The organism is [Flexibacter] sp. ATCC 35103 (assembly GCF_001975985.1).
Lineage (GTDB): Bacteria > Bacteroidota > Bacteroidia > Flavobacteriales > Flavobacteriaceae > Flavobacterium.
Genome location: NZ_MTQF01000001.1, coordinates 302,425 through 326,776, shown reverse-complemented (window position 1 = coordinate 326,776; position 24,352 = coordinate 302,425). Strand labels below are relative to the sequence as shown.

The window sequence follows — 24,352 nt, the reverse complement described above, 5'->3', positions numbered from 1 at the left end:
GCTGATAGGTTTATTTTTTACTTGTAATGTTATTCCTTTATTCTGAGAAAAACCTTTAAAACAGGATATGAACAGGGCTAGGAAAAATAGCATTTTCCTTAAATTGGGTATCGTAAAAGTCATGTTTATTTAGTTATGGAAGATTGGTAATGGTAATCGTATTTTCTTTAATCGAATAATTAAACGGCGTGTCACGTTTTAGAAGTTCTAAAATGTTTTCGACACTTGATTCACTAATTTTAATGCTACCAGTAAAATTCTGCTTGGCCAAAACAGTATTCTCATTGATAATTTCGACGTCGTAAGTACGCTGAATAATTTTAGCGATTGTTGAAAATGGGGTATCTTTAAAAGCAAGTTCACCTTTTGTCCATGCAGAATAAAAAGTAGGGTCAACCGCTTTTGTGGTAATTTTTTTGGACTTATTATTCCATGTTGCCATTTGGTTTGGCGTAAGCAAAATTGCATTGAGTTTGTTTTCGACTTCATACATTTTGATACTTCCTTCGACCAGAGTACTGTTTACACTTGGATTTTCAGGATACGCACTTATGTTGAATTTTGTACCCAGAACCTCAATATCAACCTTATTGGCGTTTACGACAAATGGATGTTTTTTGTCTTTGGCAACTTCAAAAAAAGCTTCTCCGGTCAGGTATACAGCTCTTTTTCCGTTGATGCCAAACTGCTCCGGATAACGTAAAGTTGTGCCGGAATTTAAACTCACAACAGTTCCGTCAGAAAGTGTAAGTGTAAATTTTTTCCCGTAAGGAACTTTAAGCGTATTATAAACTACTTCCTGATCCTGTACTTTCCCAAAATAAATAATGTGATTTGTAAACTTCTTTGCTATCAAATCACCTTTATCGTTTACTACTTTCGTTTGATTGTTTTTCGTAATATATTCTGAACGTCCATCAGCCCATTCCAGCACAATTTCTTTTGAAGCTGATTTTGTTTTTTGACTAAAGTCCAAAGCTAATTTTCCTAACCCGAATAAAACTAAAAATACAGCAGCATATTTTAGATACTGAACTGATTTCTTTTTTGGCTTAATTGAAATTACCGGAGTTAATTCTTTCGAAACATCTTCAGAAAGTGCTGTTAAAGCCCAGGTTTTCTTTAAAGCGATAAAGTGCTTTTTGTTTTCTTCAGCAGCATCAATCCATTCAAAAAGTGTTTGAACTTCTTGTTCTGAAGCTTCATTAGAAAGGTATTTATAAATTATTTCTGATGTCATCTTTGAGTTTTTAAACTTCTCGTTTTAGTAAGTACACTCCAGAAATAAAATACCCTACCTTTTATTTTTAATTATTACAAATAAGAATAAAAATCAAGAACAGATAATCGGATAATTTCGTTTTCAAAATCTTCAAAGCCTTTGTCATATGGGCTTCTACAGCTTTTAACGTTACTTGCATTTCCTCAGCGATTTCTGCATTTTTTTTATTCTCGAAACGTTTTTTTATAAAAACTTCACGGGTTTTAGGCGGAAGATCGCTTATTGATTCGTGAATTAAACGTTCTAATTCTGTTAATTCTAAAGTATCAAATTGTACTGAGTTCAGGATTTCAATATCCAGTTCTCTTTCTTTTTGATTTAAAATATCGTTCTTGAATTTATCCTTCACCTTATTGTGTCGGATCATGTTGAGGCATTTTGATTTGGCATACGTATACAAAAAAGATGGTATGCCGTTTATCGATTCCACATTTTCTCTGGTTTGCCATAAGTGTAAAAATGCTTCCTGCGCCAGATTTTCGGCTTCGTCCTTATCATAAATAAACTGAACGCTGAAAGCGGTGATTCTGTGAAAGTATTTGTCGTAGAAATACGTGAAAGCAGTTTCGTCTCCTTCTTTGAAAGATTCAAAAAGATTTAATTCGAAACTGGTATTATCATTCATTATAAAGAATCACTTTTGTGGGAGCAAGATAAGAACTCTATTAAAAAAGGCTATTTTTTGCTTAGAAAGCGGCAAATATAAAAGTTTATTTATATTAATTCTAAATAAAATTCAAATAAAGATCGTTTGGAAAAATATTATTCAGAATAAGTGTAATTTTTTTTTAAATTCGATATCTATATCATTAAATTTAAACGGGACTTTTATGTCAAATTAAACAAACCAACCTTGATTTGAATGCATATATAATAAAACAATAATAAAAATGAAAAAATACAGTATCACTTTAAAGCATTCTTTTACGATTGCATTTTTTATTCTGGCTAGTTATTGCAACACCGTTTTGGCACAACAGATTATTGCAGTTAAAACAAAAAGCAATGCGCTTATTTTGCAGGTAACTCCGGGAAAAGAAGTGAATACAATTTATTTTGGAGAGAAATTAGCAAACGATTTTGATTATGTAAAAATAGAAAATCAGTTTCGTCAGGGAACAGATTACACCGGGATTTACAACTCCGTTTACACACCATCGGGCTCAAAAAACTTGTTAGAACCTGCAATTGCAATAACGCATGCTGACGGCAATAATTCGCTGGATTTATTATATGCAGATCATAAAACAACAACGATAAGTACAGGAATTTCCCAGACAGAAATTATACTCAAAGACAATGTTTATCCTGTTGAAGTTCATTTGTTTATTCTGGCTTATTATGACACTGATGTTATCGAGCAATGGACAACGATTAAGCACAATGAAAAAGCAAATATTACATTGAACAAATATGCTTCGGCAAATTTATATTTAAAAGGTTACAGCAATTTCTGGCTGAACCAGTATCACGGAGAATGGGCAAAAGAAATGCAGCCGGAAGAAACGAAACTGACTCATGGTATAAAAGTTTTGGATTCGAAACTGGGAACGCGTGCCAATTTATTTCAACCATCAGTATTTATGGTTTCCCTGGATAAACCGGCTACAGAAGACGAAGGAAAAGTATTGTTTGCCGGTCTGGAATGGTCAGGAAATTTTAGAACTGATCTTGAACTCGATCCATTAAACAATCTACGTGTAATTTCAGGAATCAATAATGCTGCAGCTGCGTATATATTGGCTAAAAATGAAGTATTTACAACGCCTAAATTTTGGTACACATTATCGACAAAAGGAAAAGGAAATGCAAGTCGCAATTTGCATGATTGGTCCAGAAATTATAAAATATTAGACGGTAAAGGAACCCGTTTAACGTTATTGAACAATTGGGAAGCCACTTATTTTACTTTTGACGAAGAGAAACTCAAAGTACTTATTGGCGATAGTAAAAAATTGGGCGTAGATATGTTTTTGTTAGATGACGGGTGGTTTGGCAACAATTATCCGCGTAACAATGATGCAGCAGCTTTAGGGGATTGGGAAGTAAACAAAAAGAAATTGCCAAACGGAATTGGAACTTTGGTCAAAACGGCAAAAGACAATCAGGTGAAATTTGGAATATGGATTGAACCTGAAATGGTGAATCCGGCAAGTGATTTGTATAAAAAACATCCGGAATGGGTCATTAAACAACCCGGAAGAGCGGAGCATTATTTCCGTAATCAGTTGGTTCTGGACTTATCGAACCCAAAAGTTCAGGATTTTGTTTATGGTGTTGTAGACCATCTTTTTACTGAAAATCCGGAATTGGCATATATTAAATGGGATTGTAATGCTGTGATCTACAATGCATATTCCAGTAATCTCAAAGACAAACAAACTAATTTTTACACGGATTATGTAAACGGACTTTATAAAGTTTTAGAACGCATTCGTGCAAAATATCCTAAAGTGCCTATGATGCTGTGCTCCGGAGGAGGCGGAAGGGTAGATTATGCCGCTTTGAAATACTTTACAGAGTTCTGGCCAAGTGATAATACAGATCCTTTAGAGCGTGTTTTTATACAATGGGAATACTCGTATTTTTATCCTGCGATTACTCTTGCTGCACACGTAACAGATTGGGGAAAACAGCCCATAAAATTCCGTACAGATGTTGCCATGATGGGCAGACTTGGTTTTGATATTGTAGTTAAAGATCTAAACGAAAAAGATTTGGCTTTTTGCCAGCAGGCCATAAAAAATTATGGTGCATTGAGTAATACTATCTGGCAAGGAGATCAATATCGTTTGCAAAATCCGTGGGATAATGATGCTGCAGCGATAATGTATGTGAATAAAAACGGTAACGAAGCGGTTGTATTTAGTTATGCGGTTAATTCGCGTTATGATGCAGGAACACATCTTCCTGTAAAATTAAAAGGATTACAAGCCGAACAAAACTATAAAATAGAAGAAATAAATGTGTATCCGGACAAAAAACCAGCGGTAGAAATGGCTATTTATTCGGGTGATTTTTTAATGCATGTTGGGATTAATCCAAATGTAAATGCTGCAAATACAAGCGTTGTATTAAAGATTACAAAAGCATAAATAAAAGCCCTGACAGATTTCAAAAATTTGTCAGGGCTCTTTTAATTTAAAAATCTAAAAACCGTTACGGTTAAAATTCCTCCATCCAAAACCTATCAGTAACAAATTGAAAAGCAGCAATGGTAAAAATGCTTTTGCAAAACTTATTTCTGAAGGATCATTGAATGTCTCAACTTTAAATTTTGACCAGTTTTCTTGATTAACTGCTGCATTATCGAAGATTTTTGGATAGAAATACAAACGCATTTTTTCATGAAATTGCTTTGTTGCTTTCAAAAACAAAAGCTGGTTTCCTAAATCAGATTGGGCAATTTCATTGAGCTGAAGCTGAGTATGCAAAGTAGGAATGAATTGCGCAATAAGCTGACTGGCTCTGTTTCGTTGCTGCAATTTAGTTTCTAATTCCTGAGATTGTTTTGCCGAGTCATCATCGCCCGCTTGCTGCATGGCATAATACCAAAGCCAGCTGAACTCAGTATTTGGCAACGGATAATGTGCAAATTGAGGATAATGCTGATAAAACTTATCCATGGTAAATTTTTTATCCATATCCCATTTTTCATGATAAGCATTTCGTTGTTTTACAGTAAGTTCTAAAGCTTCAGGAATTGGATATTTAGTAACGATGTATGTATTGATTATTGCCGGCAAAATGATAATAAAAAACAACCAGATCGTGAGTAAAATAACGGCATTGAAGTTGGAGTTTTTCTGTAGCGAAACAATAAAAAAGCTTACGGCAAACCAAAAAAGAATGTATAAAATACCGAGTCCATAAAAAGCAAAAAAAGATTTATCAAATGGGATATTGAGAGACAATGCGGCAATAAAAAGCACGATTGTCAGTAAGGCAATCAGCATTAAAATTCGGATATAGAATAAATTAAGAATGTATAAAAAAGTGTTATTGCTTTGAGTGGCGACAATTTTCCAGGTGCCGCTTTCTTTTTCTTCTGAAACCAGATTGTATGAAAAAGCAATAATTAAAAGCGGAAAAAGATAAATAAGCACAAAACTAAAATCGATATTTCCAGATAAAAGGTTATTCGGGTTATTGAGTTCCGCATCATATTTCTGACCTTCCAGCCCACGAATCGTAACACTTTGTATCGATGGGTTTACATCTCTCTGACCAATTGCCAGACTGTTAACAGGCAATGTTTTATTGACCAGTGAAAACTTGATGTAGTAGAGCAGAAGTCCCATTTCGTCTTTATGAAAAGCAGCATTTCTGGCAATATGCTCTTTTTGATACAGTGCCGCTTCTCTAATATTGTTTTGTTGTTTTTGCTGAAATTGCTGTCCAATTAAAAGACTTATAAAACAGATAACCAAAAGGAAAATAAGTCCAATTTTGGTTCCTTTAGATCGTATGAAATTTTTAAAAAGTAATGCTAACATATTAAATGGCTTTAAGGTTTTTAGCTGCAATTCGAATCAAAACAAACAGCATAATAATCCAGAGAGTGATAGAGAGAACAGATACAATTTCGGATTTTAAAACATCCCAAATTCTTTTTGGTTCATAATGAAATTCAGCCACATCAGCCCAATGTTCTTTGTTGATCGTGAGCGGTTTATCATTGGGTCCGGGTTTTTTATTACTGATGTATTTTACCTGCAAAGCATTCATTTTCTGCGCCATGTTATAACGGTATTTTTCTGCCTGTTTCTGGAAATCGATATACGAATCATAATCTGTGTTTGATAATCCCATCGATAAATTTTTCATGGCGATATAAGGATTTATAAAAGAAACAGTCTTAGAAAAACGGTTTTGCTTTTCGTAAACCTGAAGTAAACCTGCTAAATGCTCATTGTATATTTTAGAACTTATTCTCTCGCCTTCGGTCATGATAAATCCCGAATAATTAAAAGGGAGTTTTTGTACCGAATCGACTTTGTAAACCCTCAAAAGAGAATCTTTAATGGCTTTATAATGCAAATCATTGGGATTATGGCTGTCTCCTTGTTTTAGAATGTCTTTTTCGATATCACTCTGAAACTGAATTTTTGATGGCGCTTCATAAATATAGGCTCCAATTGCCTGAGTGGTCCTTGGTAAAATAATGGTAAAAACCAACCAAATTCCAATCAAAGAAATTAAAGCTTTCTTAGATGTTTTGCTCGAGGCTGAAACCAAAACGGCCAAGACACAAAAGAAAATCAGGTAAATAAAATGAAACCCAATAAACAACAGCATTTTGATCGTTTCATCTGCTGAAATCGTGAAATCCTGAAGTAAAAGCCAGATAAAAACCAAAACGATAATCGTTGGAATAAACAAAAGCATAATAACACTTGCGATGCCTAATATTTTTCCCCTTAATAATTGTTTCCAGCTAATTCCCTGGCTTAAAAGCAGTTTTAAGGTTCCGTCTTCTCTCTCGGATGCAATTGCATTAAATCCCAGAAAAAAGATCAGTAAAGGCAATAAAATTTGTAAAACCATGGCAATACTTATTTCTCCAAAACGAAGCATACTATTCGAAAATCCGGCTTCAGAGAAATTGGCAGTGTTTTGTTTGTGCGCTTCGAGAAAAATAGCATTTCCAAAGAAAGGTTCCATTCCAAATTCAAAAACACTCAGAGGCGTACTTTTTCTAAACGCAAAATTTCCGTAATGCGCCATTCGGTGTGGGTTTTTGTCCGGATTTTTTAGCCAGTCCTCGCGTGATTCGTGTTGGTATTTTTCGCTGGTTTCGTTTTGATTGGTGTAATTTTCCCAACCAGAAAAAGCGGCATAAAGCAAAATAATCCCTATAAAAAGCGTAATAATAAAAACAGCCGAATTCTTAAAAACGGAGTTCCTTAAATGTTTGGCGATTAGAATTTCTATGTGTAATAACTTCATACCAATTAAAATTTATAAGTTACAGTCAGGCTGAAATTTCGAGGAGCTCCGGGAAATAGTCTCAAATAATTTTGTGCGCCTAACCAATAGGTTTTATTGAATAAATTGCCTGCATTCAGGGCAATTTGCATATTGCTTTTGTTGGGTTTGTAATAAACAGCCGCATCAAAAACAGTAAAATCCGGAAGTGTAAAATCTCTGGTAAACCAAGGCACTTTACTGCTTTGATATTGCATTCCTAAACCAACTCCCAAATCCTTTAAGGCTGAATCTGAGCTAAAATTGTAACGTGTCCATAAGTTCGCACTGTTTTTTGGTGTGTTTTGTTTTCTGGCGCCAATTAGCGAAGCATCCCGATCGTTGGTAATTTGAGCATCGATATAACTGTAAGACGCGTTTATTTGCCAGTCTGCAGTGATATAACCCGCTAAATCGCACTCGAAACCACGGCTTCTTTCAGCGCCTCTGGTTACGAGTAAATCAGGATTTGCAGGATCATTGGCATTCATCAAAATATTACGTTGATTAATCTCATAAATCGCGGCATTAAAACTCATCGAATTATTGAAGAAAGTTGCTTTTACACCTACTTCTTTCAAATTGCTTTCAAGAGGATCAAACAAGCTTCCGGCTGGTAAAGACCCGGTTTGAGGCATTAATGTAACCGTATTCGATTGGGGCTGATAACCTTCAAGATATGTCGTGTAAACATTAATTTCATTATTTACTGCATAAGTCACCCCAACACGAGGCAACAACGCCGATTTTTTGACCGTTAATTCATTATTCGATTCATAATTGGTAATGTCTTCAAACCATTCTTGTCTCAAACCCAGTAAGAAAGTAAATTTTTCCCACGAAATCTGATCCTGAATATAAATTGCATTTGTAGTCGTTAATGCTGACGGAAGCGCCGTTCTCACATTCAAAGTATAATCATTGGCGCTTGTTACCGTATAAGTTGGGTTGTTTAGATTGAAATAACTAACATTTGGTTTTGGCAAAACGACTCCGTCAATCGTCGTGGTTTGATAATTGGCAGCATTTGCCGCAATAAAAGTACTGGCCACAGTTCCGTCTTTTAAGAGATAACCTCTTGCTGCATTTTGTCCGCCGCCTTTGGTTTTATTCCAGGAACTTAAATCGTATCCTGCCAACAATTTATGTTTGAGTTTTCCGGTTTTTAAATCAAAATTAAAATAAGTACTCAAATTATCAATATCCCAATATTGCTGGCGCTGTACAAATTGCATCATTGCCAGACTGGTTACAGGCTGATTGTTCATATTAACTGCAAAACCGTTTGTGGTTCTGTGTTCCTGCAGGTTTTCTGTCCAGGATTGTTTCATATATTGGGCATTAAAACCAATTTTAGAGTTGAATTTATGTGCAAAACTGGTCGTAAAAATCATTTCTTTTGATTTAAAGAAATCACTTGGAGCGCCCAGATTTAAACTGATTGGTGTTTTGTTTAAGCTTGTAACTCCTGCAACGGCGCCAAATATAGGCTGACCTCTGTCAAGAATTCCGGTCATATCGCTTAAAATCAACTCCGTATTAATAGCCGTTTTTTCGTTTGGGATATAACTAAAAGACGGAGAAATCAAAAATGATTTATTGCTCACTAAATCACGAAATGATTTTGCTTCCTGATACGCTCCGTTTACACGATACAAAAGAGTTTTTGATTCGTTTAGAGGTCCTGTAAAATCTAAACTTCCTCTAAAAGTGCTAAAACTCCCCACGCTCAGGCTCACTTCCTTTCGATCAATGGCTAAAGGTTTTTTAGTCACCAGATTGATGCTTCCGCCTGGATCTACAGAGGAAAATGTGGCGCTCGAAGGTCCTTTAATCACTTCTACACGTTCGATATTATTGGTTAAAGGCTGTAAAAAGTAATATTGGCGCGTTCGCATTCCGTTGATGATCTGACCTTCCTCATTTTGACTAATTCCGCGAATGGTATATTGATTGTAATAACTTGCCGGAATCACGCCGCTTGCCATTTTTACAGCATCGGCTAGATAAAAAGCACCTTTATCTGCAATTAATTCTTTTGTAATTGTTGATATTGATTGCGGAATATCCTTGTTTAAAGCTGCCGTTTTTGTCGCTGCAAATGAATAGTCACTATTGTACTTTTTTGATGAACGGCCCACGATTTCAACCGTTTGCAATTCATTTCCTGCCATTTTTATAGAATCGGAAACAATGCTGTCATTCGTTTTTTTATTAATTGTTTGAGATTGTAAATATTGTGTGCCAATAATTAATAATAAAAAGGGATATATGTGTTTCATTTTTATGATGATGGAAATTATACTTCCTTTATACCGTTTGTAAATACAAATCTTCCAGCTCATTTGCCGAGATTTTATCAGCTTCGATTACTGTAACCAGATTTCCTTGTTTCATAATCCCAATATGAGAAGCGACTTCTCTGGCTCTGAAAATATCATGTGTCGCCATTAAAATTGCTGTTCCGTCTGCAGAAAGTTCCTTCAGGATTTGAGAAAACTCGTTTGATGCTTTAGGATCTAAGCCGCTCGTAGGTTCATCTAATAACAGCACTTTTGCTTTTTTTGCAATCGCAATGGCAATGCCTACTTTTTGACGCATTCCTTTAGAATATCTAACCAGATTCTGATCGTGTGCAGCAACTTGCAATCCTGCTTTGGTCAGGAAATAGGTGAGTTCTCCGGTAGAATATTTAAATCCGGCAAGTGACGAAAAGAATTTTAGGTTTTCTAAACCCGTTAGATTTGGGTATAACATTACAGTTTCAGGAATATAAGCGACATATTTTTTGGTTTCCTGCGCGTTTTCGATCACTGAGATATCGTTGATTTTCAGTTCACCGTCTGTTGGTTCTATAAAGCCCAGGAAAAGATTAATCGTGGTAGTTTTTCCTGCACCATTTTGACCTAGAAGCGCGAAGATTTCTCCTTCTTTAATCGTCAGGTTCAGTTTATTCAAAGCAATATGATCGCCATATTTTTTGGTCAGATTTTCAGCTATAAGCATAGTTTTATGTATTTGGGATTTATTTAGTTTTTTTAGTCGCAGTGACAGTCTCAGTCTCAGTGACAGTCTCGGGACTTATAAATTGCGGGAATGGGGATTGTTATTACGATTTCTTTGGGAGAAAATAGTTAGTATTGAAAAATAAGAATAACATTGTCGTCTTATTCAGCACATTTTCTGTATGGATAGAATGTGTCAAATAAATATGCGATCCATTTCCTTTTCTGATTATGACAATAGGAAGGAGGTAATTTTAATTTTCGAAAAATAAAATGTAGTAAACTAAATTAAAGCAGGAGGCGCTCTAAGAGAAAAAAGGCTGCCTTTAAAGAAAGTAGAAGCATCTTTTGTATAAAAGGATACAGAAGAGGTTTCAATAGTTATTTTATAAAAAGATAAAGCCTGAAATGTGTTTGGGATAAACGTACTAAAAGCAAAGTGACAAACATGGCAATTTGTATCAACCGTATGACTGTGTGTGATTTGCTTTTGACCCTCAACATATTGATGATCACAATGTTTTTCTGTTAATTGCTTATAAACATGTTCGTAAGAATGTATGGTCTGAAACAGCATTGCGAACAATACGGTTAAAGACATAAAAAGATTAATTAAGATAATTTTCTTTTTCATTCTGATTTAAAATCCTACTGTTTACGCGGACTTTCTGAGTTTTTATCTAATGCAACTTGGTTGCAAATATAAAAATCTTATTTGCAAATACGCTAAAAGCTATATATTATTTTAAAATTATTTCAGTTTTTTTATTTCGGAAAACTAAAAATTATAAAGCAATTGCAGCGTATGAAAATCAGATGATCCGTCAAAATATTTATCCAATACGTCATTAAAAACAGGTTCTGTATTTTGAATACTGGCAAATAAAGTCATACAGGATTGTAATTTTTCATTATCGGGATTCCCGAATATTTCTTCTGCTGTTTTTTCATCAGTTTTGATTAATTCAGCCGTAATTTCAATAAGATGTTTTCCCAGTATTGGATGTTCTAAAAAGGCTATTGCTTCATCTGCATTTTTTATTTCGTAGAATTTTGAAATATCACAAGATCCAAGTCCTTTTATCTGAGGAAAGATAAACCACATCCATGGAGATTCTTTTTTTCCTTTTTTGATTTCTGAAAGTGCAGACAGGTATAATTTATTTTGAGCGTCTAAAAAACGAACCAATTCTTTATTATTGTAAGCCATTATTTACTGATTTTATTTGAGGTAATCAGGTCGTAAATCTACTGAAAATAAATGTAGTTGTACATTTCTAAAGTATTTTTTACATCTATTTTTTTGTATATATTAAGCGGGAAATTATCTGTAGTATTAATCGGAAATTTTTATTGAATTACTAAAAACAGGAACTAAAAATTAGAGAAAAATCAGGAAAAAATTAATCTCACTTTTGTCATCCTGAGCGAAGTCGAAGGACACATATGTAACTCCGTAAAAAATATCAATTTTTGTCGATTAACTTATGCGATTTACTTCGTCTGTTCACTATCGCTTGTGTATTATTCCGAAAATGACAAGATTACAATTAAGAAAATCCAGTAGCATAAAATTTCAGGAAAGTAAAAAATTTCACATTATTATTCCTGTTAACAATACTGTTTTTTGTTACAAATCTCAATAATCCGGGGTGTTACCGTTATAATATTTCTATTTTTACGAATCAACTAAATTATCGACTTAGATAATAATTAAATTTTTTGATTTGACATTGATTTCAAAAAATGTCAATTTCTGTTAACGGGCGTTCTGCTCAATAAAAAAAATAAATTATGAAAATAGGATTAATCGGATTCGGGAAGACTGGAAAATCAGTAGCATCAATACTACTGGAAAACAAGAAATTTTGTTTGGAGTGGGTTTTAAGACAAAGTACTGTTTTGGAACATAGATCAGTTCCCGAATTTTTTGGAATTCAGTCAGACGAACCAGGATTAATATATTCCAGTTCTAAAACGACGATGGAAGAATTGCTGGACAAACATCCGGTTGATGTAATTATCGATTTTTCGTCAAATGAAGGCATTTATACTTACGGAGAACTTGCAGCAAACCGAAACATTAAAATCATCTCGGCAATCTCGCATTATAAAGATAAAGAGTTGCAATTACTAAAAAAGCTGGCTCATAAAACGACTGTATTCTGGTCTCCAAATATTACACTTGGTGTAAATTATTTACTTTTTGCGGCTAAATTTCTAAAGAAAATTGCCCCTTGGGTTGATATTGAAGTCAATGAAGAGCATTTTAAAATGAAGCAGGGAACATCAGGAACAGCAGTAAAAATTGCAGAAGCCTTAGATATCGATAAAGAAAATATCAATTCGGTAAGGGCAGGAGGAATCGTTGGAAAGCACGAGGTTATCTTTGGTTTTCCGTATCAAACCGTTCGCTTGATCCACGAATCGATTTCGAGAGAAGCTTTTGGAAACGGGGTTGTTTTTGTCGCAGAAAATTTAGAATACAAACAAAAAGGATTATACAATTTTGAAGATATTCTGACTCCTTATTTTACTGTTTAAAACAGTTAGCATTTATAAAAGATATTGACTTAAATATTCCAAACCCGACAGGTTTCTAAAACCTGTCGGGTTTATTGTATGGATAAAATTCAAATAAATACTTGATATGTCAAATAAATAATTATATTTGATATATCAAATAAGTTTAATTCTAAGAAATTTAATATGAGTCAGAAAACCCCAACAGGAACGGTTCTTTATACCATAGAACAGGCGATAAAAGAATACAGGAAAGTTTGTCAAAAAAATATCCAGAAGGTTGTGAGTGATATTACGGTTGACCAATGTTTGGTATTAATTATCCTGAATGATAATGCAAAAATTTCTCAAATAGAGATTGCCAAATTAATCTTTAAGGATAATGCATCGGTCACAAGAATAATTGAATTGATGGTTAAAAAAGATTATCTAACAAGGGAAACAGATGAATTGGATAAAAGAAAAACCAAACTGGATATCACTCAAAAAGGAAAAAAAACGATTGTCTTGCTAACTCCGGTTTTTAAACTCAATCGTAAAACTGCCCTTGACGGATTATCAGCTGATGAAATCGAATTACTGGACAAAATCCTAAACAAAATAATTTTAAACTGTAAAACTTCATAATGATGAGAAAACTATTAGCCTTATTATTTCTAACATTTTCAATTGGTTCTTATGCTCAAGAGTCTATTCTCAAAGAAAATCTTCATCTTACTGAATTAAATAAAAAACAAATTATTGATTCACTTATGAAACAACTCGAAGAATTCTATATACGGCCCAATGCTATTGGAGATATTAAAAAGAAGCTGAATGAAAATTATAAAAAAGGGATTTATAAAGACATTGTCAAACCAAATGAATTTGCCGGTAAAATAAGCGCAGATCTTATTGAGGTTAGTAAAGATTTACATTTTTCTGTAAGTTATGATCCGGAATGGTCAGAAAATCAGCTTAAAAAAGAGGATAAGGAAATACAGAAAAAAATTAAGGCTGAGGAATTATCAGAAGCTAAAAAGAAAAATTTCGGGTTTCAAAAGACACAGATTTTAGAGGGAAATATTGGTTATTTACAATTTGATTATTTTGAAGATCCCAATATAGCAAGTGAAAAAGCAGCAGCTGTGATGCAGTTTTTAAACAATACAGATGCCCTGATTATAGATTTGCGCAGGAATAATGGCGGAGCTATGGAAATGGGACAATTTCTAAGCAGTTATTTTTATTCAGACAAAGAATTACCGCTTTATAAATATTATTATTACGAGAAAAACAGGAAAAAAGTAGAAAGAGAGATGTGGCTGTTACCTTCTGTTCCCGGGAAACGTCTGGAGGATATCGATATTTATATTTTGACAAGTTCAGTTACATTTTCTGCAGCTGAATGGATGAGTTATTCTCTTCAAAATTTGAAACGTGTTACTATTGTTGGCGAAAAAACGGCTGGCGGAGCGCATCCAATTGATCGAAAGGTATTGCCAAATGGTTTTACTGTAAATATCCCTTTTGGCGAAGTAAAAGATCCAATTACTAATACAGATTTTGAAGGAAAAGGGGTTATGCCGGATGTTTTATGCAAAAGCGAAGAAGCTGTAAATACGTCTCATTTACTTGCTTTACAAAAATTAGCATCAAAAAATAAAGAAGAAGCAAATAATCTGGATTGGTTTATTCCTATCGTTAAGAACAGGCAAAAACCGCAAACTATTGACGGTGTAATTTTAAAATCATATCAGGGAAAATATGGCAAATCTGAATTGAGATATGAAGGCAATAGTCTGTATTATAATTGGAATAATATAGCCACTTTTTTATTGATTCCTCTTGAACAGGATTTATTTAAGATAGATGGAATAGACGAATTTAGAATAAAAGTAATTTTAGAAAATAATGCTATCACAGGAATTAAAAGAATATATCAGGACGGACAGGAACGAATCTACAAAAAAGATTAATCATGAAATGGGTTAATTTATAAGCAAAAAAAAATCCTAAATCTTAATTAGATTTAGGATTTTTGCTTTTATACAAAACTTTTGTGCCTTTGATTATTGTTTACTAATCGAAATTGCTTTAGTTCCTGCAGTTGTTTTTACAAAATAAATCCCTGACGGATGTTCTGAAATAGAAATTAAATCTCCTGATCCTTGTTTTACTTTAATTCCCAAAGGAGAATAAACAGTCCATTCTAATGCTTTTGACAAATGAAATACTCCTGTTGAAGGATTAGGAAAAATGTTGATTTTATTTGATTCCTGATTTGGGTTTTCGATACCAAGAGTGCAATTATGAATCATATAAGCAGTCTCTTTTTTATTATTTCCAATTGTGTTGCTTACGGTTAATGAAACAGTTTTCGTTCCTTCGGTACCATAAATTACAGTATGGGGACCAACTCCTGTTGCGGTGGCGGGTTGTGCACCATCGCCAAAATTCCAGACATAATTATCAACATTGCCTATAGAAACAGAGGTAAAAGTGACTGCCGTATTCAAACATCCCATTTGTGTATTTACTTCGTAATCTGCTGTTGGGGCAGTTGTGCTTCCGGTTAATACAAATTCCATTTTATTGACATTGATATCATTTTCTTCAAAAAATAAAGTAATAACATGCGTACCCGCAGTTAATGGAATATTGGGGATTGCAGTGGTTTGCCAAGCCTGAAAACCTCCTGTATTAGGAATATTGACAGTTCCGGTTGCATTTACGCCATCAACTTCAAGATGTAACTTTCTATTGGCATAAGGGGATGAAATTCTTAAATTAATAGTGTAATTGCCTGTTGTATTTACTTTTGTGGTGTATTTAAGCCATTCGTTTTTAGCAACGTAAGCAAGATTAAACCCGCCTTCGTTACAAACTTCAGTTCCTACGCCATCGCCGGCTCTGTAAGCTGTATCTCCGCCGCCATTACTATCAAAATAAGCATTTGGGCCTACATCATAATTTTCAGCTTCAATAACGCCCGGAATTTGCGCTGCAACTCCTAAATATGGCGCATTAGGCAAGGTTGTAGCAGTATAAACAGCAGTGTATGTTATTGTACCGTTTGCAGGCGCTTTAAAAGTTTGGTTGGCAGCTCCGCCATGATTCCAATGATCAAAATCATATCTTATATTTTCAATGTATTGCGGAGTAGGAGCATTCAAAGTCTGCAAAGCTGCATTGGCTACCACTTGTTTTGTCGATGGTGCCGCAACCGGTTTTTGATTGAATTCTAAAGCCAGTAAAGCCGGAGAACTCGTTACCGTTACATCAACCAGATTAGGTTTTACATCTACAAATGCAGTTCCTGTTAAACCATTGCTGTCTGTAACTTTTACGGTAAATCGATACCAGACATTTGGTGTTTTCTCGCCTTGATTAGAAGCAGTAAAATTTCCTGATTTCACGCCTTGTGGACTTGCGCCGGGATGCGAATGTCCTGCTCCGGGAATATCTTCATGAAAAAGATCCATATTCCATGAATAAGCGCTTGCAGGTAATGCTCCGTCTTCTATATCAGTGCCATTGGCTTCAAAATGAATTACATCATCAGCATTCCATTTTAAAGTAGGCAGTGGCGAAACAATCGTAACTGTTGGTGCATTGCTAAACGGTGTAACGGTTAATGTTGCAGCATTACTGGTGGCATCACCGGCAGTATTGGTTACAATAACCCTGTAAGCGCCAGCATTTGCGGGCATAACACTTGGGATTGTATAACTTATTGCATTTGCTCCGGGAATATTAACATTGTTAAATTGCCATTGGTAACTAAGTCCCACGCCACTTGCTGAAACTGTAAAGGTTACAGGAGTAGTTTGCATGATAGACTGAGAAATGGGATGATTTACTATTGTTGGAGCCGCAGTGGCAATATAATCGAGTTTAATTAAAGAACCGTTGTTACCATAAGCGCAATAATAAATATAACCATCGTTGCCCAACATCATACCAAGTGCTTGTTGTTGCGGAGCTGAGTAAAATTCGGTTGAAACAGGATCGGCAATATTGGGATCAAAAGAACGGATTTCATTTCGAACAAAATCTTTGATGATAAATTTACCATCAAGATTAGGATATCGCGGTGTAGTTGGGTTATAAAGTACTCCGTTTGTTAAAGCGTTTCCAATACTTCCGGTTGCATAAGTAAATATGGGATTGGTAAACAAATCAGTTTCGGTTTGTTTTCCGTCGCCACCCTGAGGATGTCCCCACGCATAATTGCGAATCGTTGGATTACTGATTTCATTGATTTCTTCCCATGAAGTTCCAACATCCAGAACAAATAATTTATTGGCTTTTTTATTGGCAACAAGTCTCCACGGATTTCTAAAGCCATACACCCAGATGCTTTGTCTTTGTACAGAACCAGTTCCGTAAAATGGATTTCCGGGCGCAGGTTGTCCGTCTTCCGTAAGTCGGAGGATTTTTCCTTTGTAAGTATCTAAATTTTGGGAATTTGTATTCTGCTGGCTGTCTCCAACGGTTACATATAGAAATCCGTTAAAGAATTTTAGATCACCACCGTTATGAAATCCGCCGCCAATAGGTTCTAATAATAAAATTTCCTGTCTGTTTAAAACCTGATTGGCATTGTCGATTTGTATTCTTTCGATTCGATGTCTGATCACGCCGTCATTGATCGAATAAAACACATAAATGTATCCGTTTGTAGCAAAATCAGGATGCAGAGTCAATCCAAGTAAACCTTGTTCATTGTCTGTAACGGTGTTTACGGTAAAAACATTTGAAACGGTATTGTTTTGAAATACTTTTACAATTCCGGCTCTTTCTGCTATAAATATTCGTCCGTCAGAAGATTGTTCTAACGAAAGCCCTTCTTTAATAACAGCAGTAGGAGCGAGGTTTTGTGTAATGTACTGGCAATTTGCCTGAGACGACAGCAAAAGAAAAAAAGCATAGAATAAATGCTTTAACTTTTGCCTTTTTTGAAAGTAGGAAAGTAGGTTTCTTTTCATAATTATTAAGAATGAATTTATAATTTGGGTAACCAAATTTAATCTTTTTCTTTATAATTATTTTAGTTTTCGATATTATCTTTATTGTATAAAATGTTGATTATTAATTGTTTTTATGATTTTGTGTAAGGATTTGATGTATTCTTTAGTCAAAATTATTACTTGATAAATTTTTCTACATTCGGAATTTTCTGTAATGATTTTGTGTTTTCTTCGAGAATTTTAGCCGCAGCTTCATTTATTTTTTTTGATGGAATTGCTTTCCATTTCTCTAAATCTTTTTCGTAATCGTTTTGAAATAATACTCTCGATAAATCTCTGATGACACAAAAAGCGGCAATCGAATGACCATTTTCGCTATCGTAATTACCATTATTAATAAAAAACTGAATTCTTTTATAAAGTCCATCCGGAGAGTAAAGAGACAATTCAGTCAATTTTCCGCGGTATTCTAAATCGGCAGAACCTACTCCTTTTAAATTGGGAAATAATTTATAATCAGCAAAATGCCTTCCTTCATGACCAATATAACTTACTCTAAAGGTTTCTGATTTTAAATCGTATGATTTTTTTACGCAAAACAAAGCTTCTTTAGTGGTCCAGCCAGCAGGATAATAACGGCTTAAAGTGGCATATTCGCTCCAGCCCAGCGTTATAAAATCATCCATAAAATAAACTTTTACAGGAGTTTCTTTTCCGTCATAATTGAGTTTATAAATGGTGTCTTTTTCTGTTTTCCAAACCAATAAATCATAAAGACCTCCGGTTTTCCCAAATCCTGTTGTATGATAACCTAAACTGGCGATGTATTTTTTTTGATAGACATTGAGGCTGTCTTCGTTAGTAGTTAGTTTTTCTGCGGATGGAAAGTTTTTTCTAAGAAAATCAGATACATTTTTCATGATCAGCGTGTCGTTTTTCTTTTCTTTATTTAAAAATGAAAATCGCCAGTAATCTCTGTAGATTTTTAATAATTGATCTATTTTAGATTTTCGGGTTTCCAGAAAATCACTTTGGTCGTCTTTGAACTTAAAACGGTTTTCAAAATTGGTTTTGAATTGTAAGTCCTTTGCTGCTATTTTTTTTGATGGATCTATTTGTATTAATGGTAAAGCCAATACAGGATTTCCGTCTAATGCGAGAGAATAAATCTTGATATAATCGAGTTTTATACTATCATTTTGAGTCGATTGAGCATGTATTTTTAGAAATGAAATGAAAGTAAAAAGAAGTAAAGTAACTGATTTTAAGGTTCTCATAATAAAGGATATAAGGTTGATTTTATAATGACTTTTTTATTATAGAGACTTATTTTTTGATTTTGTTACAGTTTTTATTAAAAAATTAAACCCGACAGCTTTTTAATTCTTGTCGGGTTTAGATCTTCTGAAATTATTTAGTGACCAATAATTTCTTTGCGATGTAAAGTTTCCCAGTCTTTTAGCGCCATAATAACATCAGACAAAGATTTGCTGTGCTCTGTTGATGCGTATTCTACTGTTGGCGGGAATGTATCGTAAACAGTTCTGGTAACAAGCTTGTTTATTTCAAGGTCTTTCAGCTCTTTCGAAAGCATTTTATCCGTTATTCCTTTAATGTCTTTCGAAATTTCTTTGAACCTTTTTGGTCTGTTAGATAAAGCGATCAATATGGGTAATTTCCATCTTCCGCTTAAAACCTCTAATGCATCTCTTACCGGACGCAATGCTGCCAGACATTCTTCAGGCTCACAAGCTAATTCTTTTGTTTTTGCATTCATAATCAGCAAAGGTATTAAGGTTTGTGAAACTTTATTGAGGTATTGTTTTTATTTTATGCGTTACTATCCTCAAGGATAGCGCTATCCTTGAGGATAGTACTATAAAAGGGATAGCAAATGTAGATAAGTTTGTATCATAATCAAAACACATTACACATGAGCAAAAAGATTCTGAATATAATAACAAGCATCAAAGGAGATGCATCATTTAGTAACCAATTATCAAATGCCATTCTGGAAAAACTGAAGGCAGAATATAAAGAAACACAGATAGAAACCCTGGATCTTTCAAAAACGCCTTTGCCTTATTTGAGTGCGGTAGATATCAGTGCTTTTTATACGCCTGCAGATCAACATACACAAGCACAAAAAGAAGCACTGAAATACTCAGATGAAGCAACTAAAGACGTTATCGAAGCTGATATTATTGTAATTGGTGTACCACTTTATAATTTTGGAATTCCTGCTGTATTAAAAGGCTGGATCGATCAGGTTGCAAGGGCAGGAAAAACGTTTAGTTATGATGAAAACGGCCCAAAAGGGTTGCTAACAGATAAGAAAGTATTTTTATCTATTGCTTCAGGAGCTATATTTTCTGAAGGACCTTACAAAAGTTATGATTTTTCAGAAACATATCTTCGCACTGTTTTAGGCTTTTTAGGTATAACAGATATTACTACTTTTCGTGTAGAAGGAACTGCAATTCCTGATTTTGCTGAAAATGCTTTGCCAAAGGCTTTGACTGCTGTTAAGGAATTTGCTTTTTAAATAGAAATAATACGTTAGTTAGACATTTTCGTATACAATAAACCCGACAGTTCCGAAGCATCGGTATAAGCTGTCGGGTTTGTCATTGATAATTATTTATTTCTCGATTATCATCGTAACTCCCTGACCTCCGGCCGCACAAATAGAGATAAATCCTCGTCCAGAACCTTTTTCATTTAACAGTTTTGCCATAACACCAATGATCCTTCCTCCGGTTGCAGCAAAAGGATGCGCTGCTGCAAGACTGCTTCCTTTTACATTTAATTTTTCCCTGTCAATAGTTCCTAAGGCTTTCTTTAAACCTAATTGAGCACTTAATTCCGGGCTTTCCCAAATTTTTAAAGTAGCTAAAACCTGTGCAGCAAAAGCTTCATGAATTTCATAATAATCAAAATCCTGCAAAGTTAGTCCGGCTTTATCAAGCATTTTGCTGGCAGCAAATAAAGGCGCTAACAATAGATTTTGCTGGTTTTTTACATATTCAATAGCAGCAACTTCGGCAAAAGTAATATAAGCCAAAACAGGAAGTCCTTGTGCAGCCGCCCATTCTTCGCTGGCTAAAAGTATACAAGACGCACCATCAGTAAGCGGAGTAGAATTTCCGGCAGTAAGCGTTCCGTTTGCTTTATCAAAGGCAGGATTAAGTTTTGCCAGTTTTTCGATTGTACTGTCTTTTCTTAGATTATTGTCTTTTTCAAGTCCGTTAAAAGGTGTAATCATATCATCAAAAAAACCTTCGTCGTATGCTTTTGCCATATTCAAATGACTTTTAAGTGCGAGATTATCCTGATCTTCACGGGATATTTTATAGTGTTTTGCTGTGATTTCAGTATGTCCGCCCATCGAAAGTCCCGTTTGAGATTCTTCGTTACGCGGAACTAAAGGAGACAAATCTTTGGGACGTAATTTTAAGAACAATTTTATTTTTTCGCCTAATGATTTTGCCTTTCTGGCATTCAATAGAATTTTTCTTAGTTTTTCGCTTACGGCAATTGGCATATCACTAATAGAATCAACACCGCCGGCAATTCCGGATTCTATTTGCCCAAGAGCAATTTTATTGGCAATATAAATGGCACTTTCTATTCCGGTATCACAGGCTTGTTGTAAGTCGCAAGCAGGAGTTGCAGGATCAAGAGAAGTTTTCATGACACATTCCCTAATCAAATTATTATCATAAGTATGTTTGATTACTGCTCCGCCGGCGACTTCGCCTAAGAGTTTTCCTTTTAAGTTATATTTATCGATAAGACCATCGAGCGCTGCGGTCATCATTTGCTGGTTTCCAACTTCGGAGTAGGCTGTATTTGCTCTTGCAAACGGTATTCGGTTGTATCCTACAATGGCTACTTTTCTAATTGTGGTGGTATTATTCATATCTGATTTTGGTTTTGGGAGACAATTTTATTTTAACAGATTAAAGATAAGCAGACTTATTTGTAATAAGATATTTTCTCAAATAATATATTGTAAACTTTTTTAAATCTCTTATGACAATTCAGAATGAGCTTTAATTTTTATTTAGAATGATTAAAAATAATTTGGAAAACAGATTTTTAGCTACTACTTTTGCGAGCGAAATCAAAACCAAATAATAATGAATATAATGTTTATAAAAAAAGCTTTATTTTGCCTGATGTTTTTGACCTCATTAACCATGATAGGTCAGGAATCAGGAAAAGTAACAGGAAAAGTTTCCTTGAGCGGCAATGTTCCTGCAGAGAATGTTTCTGTAGTTCTAAGAGGAACAAAATATAGTGCCGTTACCAATGAAAAGGGACAATATGAAATTAAAAATGTAAAACCTGCAAGTTATACTATTAGTATTCATGCTGTAGGAATACATTCAATCGAAGATCAGATTATAGTTACTGCAAGGCAAACTACGACTAAAAATTTTATGCTTTCTGAAAGCCAGGAAGATCTTGATGAAGTAGTTATTACAAAAAATAAATACAAGCAAGACAAGCCTTCAATGTCATTGCGTCTTCAGACTCCGGTACTTGAAATTCCTCAAAACATTCAAATTGTAAGTGGTCAGACTTTAAAAGACCAGCAGATTATAAGTATGAGTGACGGAGTTATCCGTAATGTGAGTGGAGCAGTACGCTTAGAACACTGGGGTGATTTGTATACTAATATTACAATGCGTGGATCTCAAATTCAGGCATTCCGTAATGGATTTAATGTGGTTTCGTCTTTCTGGGGACCATTAACCGAAGATATGAGTTTTGTCGATCATATTGAGTTTGTAAAAGGACCGGCAGGATTCATGCTTTCCAGCGGTGATCCAAGCGGACTTTATAATGTAGTGACTAAAAAACCAACCGGAATTACAAAAGGTGAAGTGAATGTTATGGCAGGAAGCTATGACTTTTACAGAGCAAGTGTTGACTTAGACGGAAAATTAGACAAAAAGGGAAAATTATTATATCGCTTTAATGCTGCTGCACAAAAAAAAGGTTCTCATCGTCCGTTTGAGCACAATGACCGCTACGTAATTGCACCGGTTATCAGCTACCAGATTGATGATAAAACTAAAATTACAGCTGAATATAATTTTCAGTATGCTAATATGACCGAAGTAGGATCTTACTACGTATTTGGTCCGGAATCTGATGGATATGCAACTTTGCCAGTTGGATTTACAATGACACAACCGGGATTACCTGATACCAATATTCAGGACCATAGCGGATATTTAATGTTTGAACACAAGTTTGATGATCACTGGAAATTGACCGCACAAACTTCATATTTTAAATATATACAACAAGGTTATAGCTCATGGCCAGGCGTTGTTGGACCAGGACCTGTAGACAGGGATTTTGACGGAATGTCGGAAGGTACACTTGAAAAAGGTGAAATTATCAGAAATGTTGGTATCTGGGATGCAGAAAGTAATATGTATTTAGGGCAGATATTTTTGAACGGAAAATTCACTACCGGATCAGTTACTCATAAAATATTAGCCGGTGTAGATTTGGCAAGTAAAGATTATGCGGCAGATTGGGGACAATCTCACGATCTTGATACTGTGGATAATCCGTTTAATGTTTACAATCCAAATTATGGTACGCCATCTAACGGTTTTCCTGCTTTCGACCATACAACACCTCTTTCTATACGAGCTGCAACTGCAGGTGGTTTAATGACTACGAATTATGCAGCCGGATATGTTCAGGATGAACTGGGATTTTTTGAAAATAAACTTAGACTAACCCTTGCAGGAAGATATACATGGATTAGTAATGCAAGCTGGGGTGGAGCTCCAATTGCTGACAGTCATATTACGCCGCGTCTAGGTATTAGTTACTCTATTACTGAAAGCTTAGCACTTTACGGATTATACGATCAGGCTTTTATACCACAATCCGGTATTATAAAAAATGGAGATAAAGTAAAACCGCTTACTGGCAGCAACACTGAAATTGGTATTAAAAAAGACTGGTTTGATGGATCGTGGAGTACTACATTATCTGCTTACAGTATCTTAAAACAAAATGAGCTGGCATCTGATCCTGCTAATACACCAGGAGAACAATACAGTATTGTTTTGGGAGAAAAAAGAGCAAGAGGTGCTGAATTTGATTTAAGAGGAAAAATCTTTGATGGTTTTAATGTGGTTGCAAATTACGCATTCACAGAATCTGTTGTATTGAAATTAAACGGAACTATTCCGGGGATTGCAGTGGGAGATATTGTTCCCGGATATGCTAAACATACAGCAAATGCTTGGTTAAACTATACCGTTCAATACGGAACTTTTAAAGGATTTGGAGCTTCTTTAGGAGGAACTTATCTTGCAGGACGTTTAACAGATACATGGAGTGTGGGGCTAGAAAAACTTCCAAATTATTTTAAAATGGATGGAGGACTATCTTATGATGTCAAAAAGTTCAAAATCACTGCAAACATTTACAATATTCTTAATGAATATCTTTACAGCGGTTCTTATTACTCCTATCTTAATGCTTATTACTGGCAAACAGAACAGCCTATAAATTTTAGGGTTGGTGTAACATATAAATTCTAAGAATATTTCTCCTTTGAGAAGAGTTTACATAAAAAAGCATCC

Annotated in this window: 18 protein-coding genes; 6 read left to right on the top strand and 12 right to left on the bottom strand. The window is 34.7% G+C overall.

Annotation, left to right across the window (positions count from 1 at the left end):
- Positions 1-133: 133 nt before the first annotated feature.
- Both BXU01_RS01285 and BXU01_RS01280 read right to left on the bottom strand, forming a co-directional pair.
- The gene (locus tag BXU01_RS01285) at positions 134-1,240 is read right to left on the bottom strand and encodes a FecR family protein (protein WP_083691352.1); all 1,107 of its coding nucleotides are present in this window, start codon (positions 1,238-1,240) and stop codon (positions 134-136) included.
- Positions 1,241-1,307: 67 nt separating this feature from the next.
- Complete coding sequence (locus tag BXU01_RS01280; protein WP_083691351.1) at positions 1,308-1,907, bottom strand: RNA polymerase sigma-70 factor; 600 nt, start codon at positions 1,905-1,907, stop codon at positions 1,308-1,310.
- 265 nt (positions 1,908-2,172) lie between these two features.
- Here BXU01_RS01280 and BXU01_RS01275 point away from each other — a divergent pair, with 265 nt between their 5' ends.
- Positions 2,173-4,377 carry an alpha-galactosidase gene (locus BXU01_RS01275; RefSeq protein ID WP_083691350.1) on the top strand — a complete coding sequence of 735 codons (2,205 nt, stop codon included), beginning with the start codon at positions 2,173-2,175 and terminating at the stop codon, positions 4,375-4,377.
- 54 nt (positions 4,378-4,431) lie between these two features.
- On the opposite strand, the gene BXU01_RS01270 is transcribed toward BXU01_RS01275, so the two are convergent.
- The 6 genes from BXU01_RS01270 to BXU01_RS01245 form a co-directional block, all read right to left on the bottom strand.
- On the bottom strand, positions 4,432-5,778 hold the full coding sequence (locus tag BXU01_RS01270; protein WP_083691349.1) for a DUF3526 domain-containing protein: 1,347 nt from the start codon (positions 5,776-5,778) through the stop codon (positions 4,432-4,434).
- A gap of 1 nt (position 5,779) precedes the next feature.
- Positions 5,780-7,231 (bottom strand): DUF3526 domain-containing protein, encoded by a 1,452-nt coding sequence (locus tag BXU01_RS01265; RefSeq protein WP_083691348.1) that lies wholly within the window; start codon positions 7,229-7,231, stop codon positions 5,780-5,782.
- A gap of 5 nt (positions 7,232-7,236) precedes the next feature.
- Complete coding sequence (locus BXU01_RS01260; RefSeq protein ID WP_165689748.1) at positions 7,237-9,531, bottom strand: TonB-dependent siderophore receptor; 2,295 nt, start codon at positions 9,529-9,531, stop codon at positions 7,237-7,239.
- Positions 9,532-9,559: 28 nt separating this feature from the next.
- Complete coding sequence (locus tag BXU01_RS01255; RefSeq protein ID WP_083691346.1) at positions 9,560-10,255, bottom strand: ABC transporter ATP-binding protein; 696 nt, start codon at positions 10,253-10,255, stop codon at positions 9,560-9,562.
- A 282-nt stretch (positions 10,256-10,537) separates the two neighbouring features.
- Positions 10,538-10,888: a hypothetical protein gene (locus BXU01_RS01250; RefSeq protein WP_083691345.1), complete on the bottom strand. Its 351-nt coding sequence runs from the start codon at positions 10,886-10,888 to the stop codon at positions 10,538-10,540.
- Between the two features lie 144 nt (positions 10,889-11,032).
- Positions 11,033-11,464, bottom strand: a complete 432-nt coding sequence (locus BXU01_RS01245; protein WP_083691344.1) for a DUF1810 domain-containing protein — start codon at positions 11,462-11,464, stop codon at positions 11,033-11,035.
- 584 nt (positions 11,465-12,048) lie between these two features.
- Between BXU01_RS01245 and BXU01_RS01240 the strand changes: the two genes are divergently transcribed.
- From BXU01_RS01240 to BXU01_RS01230, 3 genes are all read left to right on the top strand, one after another.
- Positions 12,049-12,798 carry a 4-hydroxy-tetrahydrodipicolinate reductase gene (locus BXU01_RS01240; protein WP_083691343.1) on the top strand — a complete coding sequence of 250 codons (750 nt, stop codon included), beginning with the start codon at positions 12,049-12,051 and terminating at the stop codon, positions 12,796-12,798.
- A gap of 165 nt (positions 12,799-12,963) precedes the next feature.
- Positions 12,964-13,404, top strand: coding sequence for a MarR family winged helix-turn-helix transcriptional regulator (locus tag BXU01_RS01235; protein WP_083691342.1), 441 nt, complete (start codon positions 12,964-12,966; stop codon positions 13,402-13,404).
- A gap of 2 nt (positions 13,405-13,406) precedes the next feature.
- Positions 13,407-14,735: a S41 family peptidase gene (locus BXU01_RS01230; RefSeq protein WP_165689747.1), complete on the top strand. Its 1,329-nt coding sequence runs from the start codon at positions 13,407-13,409 to the stop codon at positions 14,733-14,735.
- A gap of 93 nt (positions 14,736-14,828) precedes the next feature.
- On the opposite strand, the gene BXU01_RS01225 is transcribed toward BXU01_RS01230, so the two are convergent.
- The 3 genes from BXU01_RS01225 to BXU01_RS01215 all read right to left on the bottom strand — a co-directional run bounded on the left by BXU01_RS01225 (position 14,829) and on the right by BXU01_RS01215 (position 19,506).
- Complete coding sequence (locus tag BXU01_RS01225; protein WP_083691340.1) at positions 14,829-17,747, bottom strand: PQQ-dependent sugar dehydrogenase; 2,919 nt, start codon at positions 17,745-17,747, stop codon at positions 14,829-14,831.
- 158 nt (positions 17,748-17,905) lie between these two features.
- Positions 17,906-19,006 (bottom strand): hypothetical protein, encoded by a 1,101-nt coding sequence (locus BXU01_RS01220; RefSeq protein WP_083691339.1) that lies wholly within the window; start codon positions 19,004-19,006, stop codon positions 17,906-17,908.
- A 137-nt stretch (positions 19,007-19,143) separates the two neighbouring features.
- A complete protein-coding gene (locus BXU01_RS01215) occupies positions 19,144-19,506 on the bottom strand; it encodes a helix-turn-helix domain-containing protein (protein ID WP_083691338.1) in 363 nt (120 codons plus the stop codon).
- Between the two features lie 156 nt (positions 19,507-19,662).
- On the opposite strand from BXU01_RS01215, the gene BXU01_RS01210 reads away from it, so the two are divergent.
- The gene (locus BXU01_RS01210) at positions 19,663-20,274 is read left to right on the top strand and encodes an FMN-dependent NADH-azoreductase (protein ID WP_083691337.1); all 612 of its coding nucleotides are present in this window, start codon (positions 19,663-19,665) and stop codon (positions 20,272-20,274) included.
- A 96-nt stretch (positions 20,275-20,370) separates the two neighbouring features.
- Here the strand turns inward: BXU01_RS01210 and BXU01_RS01205 are convergent, their stop codons facing one another.
- The gene (locus tag BXU01_RS01205) at positions 20,371-21,651 is read right to left on the bottom strand and encodes an acetyl-CoA C-acetyltransferase (RefSeq protein ID WP_083691336.1); all 1,281 of its coding nucleotides are present in this window, start codon (positions 21,649-21,651) and stop codon (positions 20,371-20,373) included.
- A gap of 220 nt (positions 21,652-21,871) precedes the next feature.
- Between BXU01_RS01205 and BXU01_RS01200 the strand changes: the two genes are divergently transcribed.
- A complete protein-coding gene (locus BXU01_RS01200) occupies positions 21,872-24,310 on the top strand; it encodes a TonB-dependent receptor (RefSeq protein WP_083691335.1) in 2,439 nt (812 codons plus the stop codon).
- Positions 24,311-24,352 lie beyond the last annotated feature (42 nt).

Bases quoted from the DNA above. Each gene is read 5' to 3' on its own strand.
- BXU01_RS01285 (WP_083691352.1), bottom strand. From the start codon at position 1,240: ATGACATCAGAAATAATTTATAAATACCTTTCTAATGAAGCTTCAGAA.
- BXU01_RS01280 (WP_083691351.1), bottom strand. From the start codon at position 1,907: ATGAATGATAATACCAGTTTCGAATTAAATCTTTTTGAATCTTTCAAA.
- BXU01_RS01275 (WP_083691350.1), top strand. From the start codon at position 2,173: ATGAAAAAATACAGTATCACTTTAAAGCATTCTTTTACGATTGCATTT.
- BXU01_RS01270 (WP_083691349.1), bottom strand. From the start codon at position 5,778: ATGTTAGCATTACTTTTTAAAAATTTCATACGATCTAAAGGAACCAAA.
- BXU01_RS01265 (WP_083691348.1), bottom strand. From the start codon at position 7,231: ATGAAGTTATTACACATAGAAATTCTAATCGCCAAACATTTAAGGAAC.
- BXU01_RS01260 (WP_165689748.1), bottom strand. From the start codon at position 9,531: ATGAAACACATATATCCCTTTTTATTATTAATTATTGGCACACAATAT.
- BXU01_RS01255 (WP_083691346.1), bottom strand. From the start codon at position 10,255: ATGCTTATAGCTGAAAATCTGACCAAAAAATATGGCGATCATATTGCT.
- BXU01_RS01250 (WP_083691345.1), bottom strand. From the start codon at position 10,888: ATGAAAAAGAAAATTATCTTAATTAATCTTTTTATGTCTTTAACCGTA.
- BXU01_RS01245 (WP_083691344.1), bottom strand. From the start codon at position 11,464: ATGGCTTACAATAATAAAGAATTGGTTCGTTTTTTAGACGCTCAAAAT.
- BXU01_RS01240 (WP_083691343.1), top strand. From the start codon at position 12,049: ATGAAAATAGGATTAATCGGATTCGGGAAGACTGGAAAATCAGTAGCA.
- BXU01_RS01235 (WP_083691342.1), top strand. From the start codon at position 12,964: ATGAGTCAGAAAACCCCAACAGGAACGGTTCTTTATACCATAGAACAG.
- BXU01_RS01230 (WP_165689747.1), top strand. From the start codon at position 13,407: ATGAGAAAACTATTAGCCTTATTATTTCTAACATTTTCAATTGGTTCT.
- BXU01_RS01225 (WP_083691340.1), bottom strand. From the start codon at position 17,747: ATGAAAAGAAACCTACTTTCCTACTTTCAAAAAAGGCAAAAGTTAAAG.
- BXU01_RS01220 (WP_083691339.1), bottom strand. From the start codon at position 19,006: ATGAGAACCTTAAAATCAGTTACTTTACTTCTTTTTACTTTCATTTCA.
- BXU01_RS01215 (WP_083691338.1), bottom strand. From the start codon at position 19,506: ATGAATGCAAAAACAAAAGAATTAGCTTGTGAGCCTGAAGAATGTCTG.
- BXU01_RS01210 (WP_083691337.1), top strand. From the start codon at position 19,663: ATGAGCAAAAAGATTCTGAATATAATAACAAGCATCAAAGGAGATGCA.
- BXU01_RS01205 (WP_083691336.1), bottom strand. From the start codon at position 21,651: ATGAATAATACCACCACAATTAGAAAAGTAGCCATTGTAGGATACAAC.
- BXU01_RS01200 (WP_083691335.1), top strand. From the start codon at position 21,872: ATGAATATAATGTTTATAAAAAAAGCTTTATTTTGCCTGATGTTTTTG.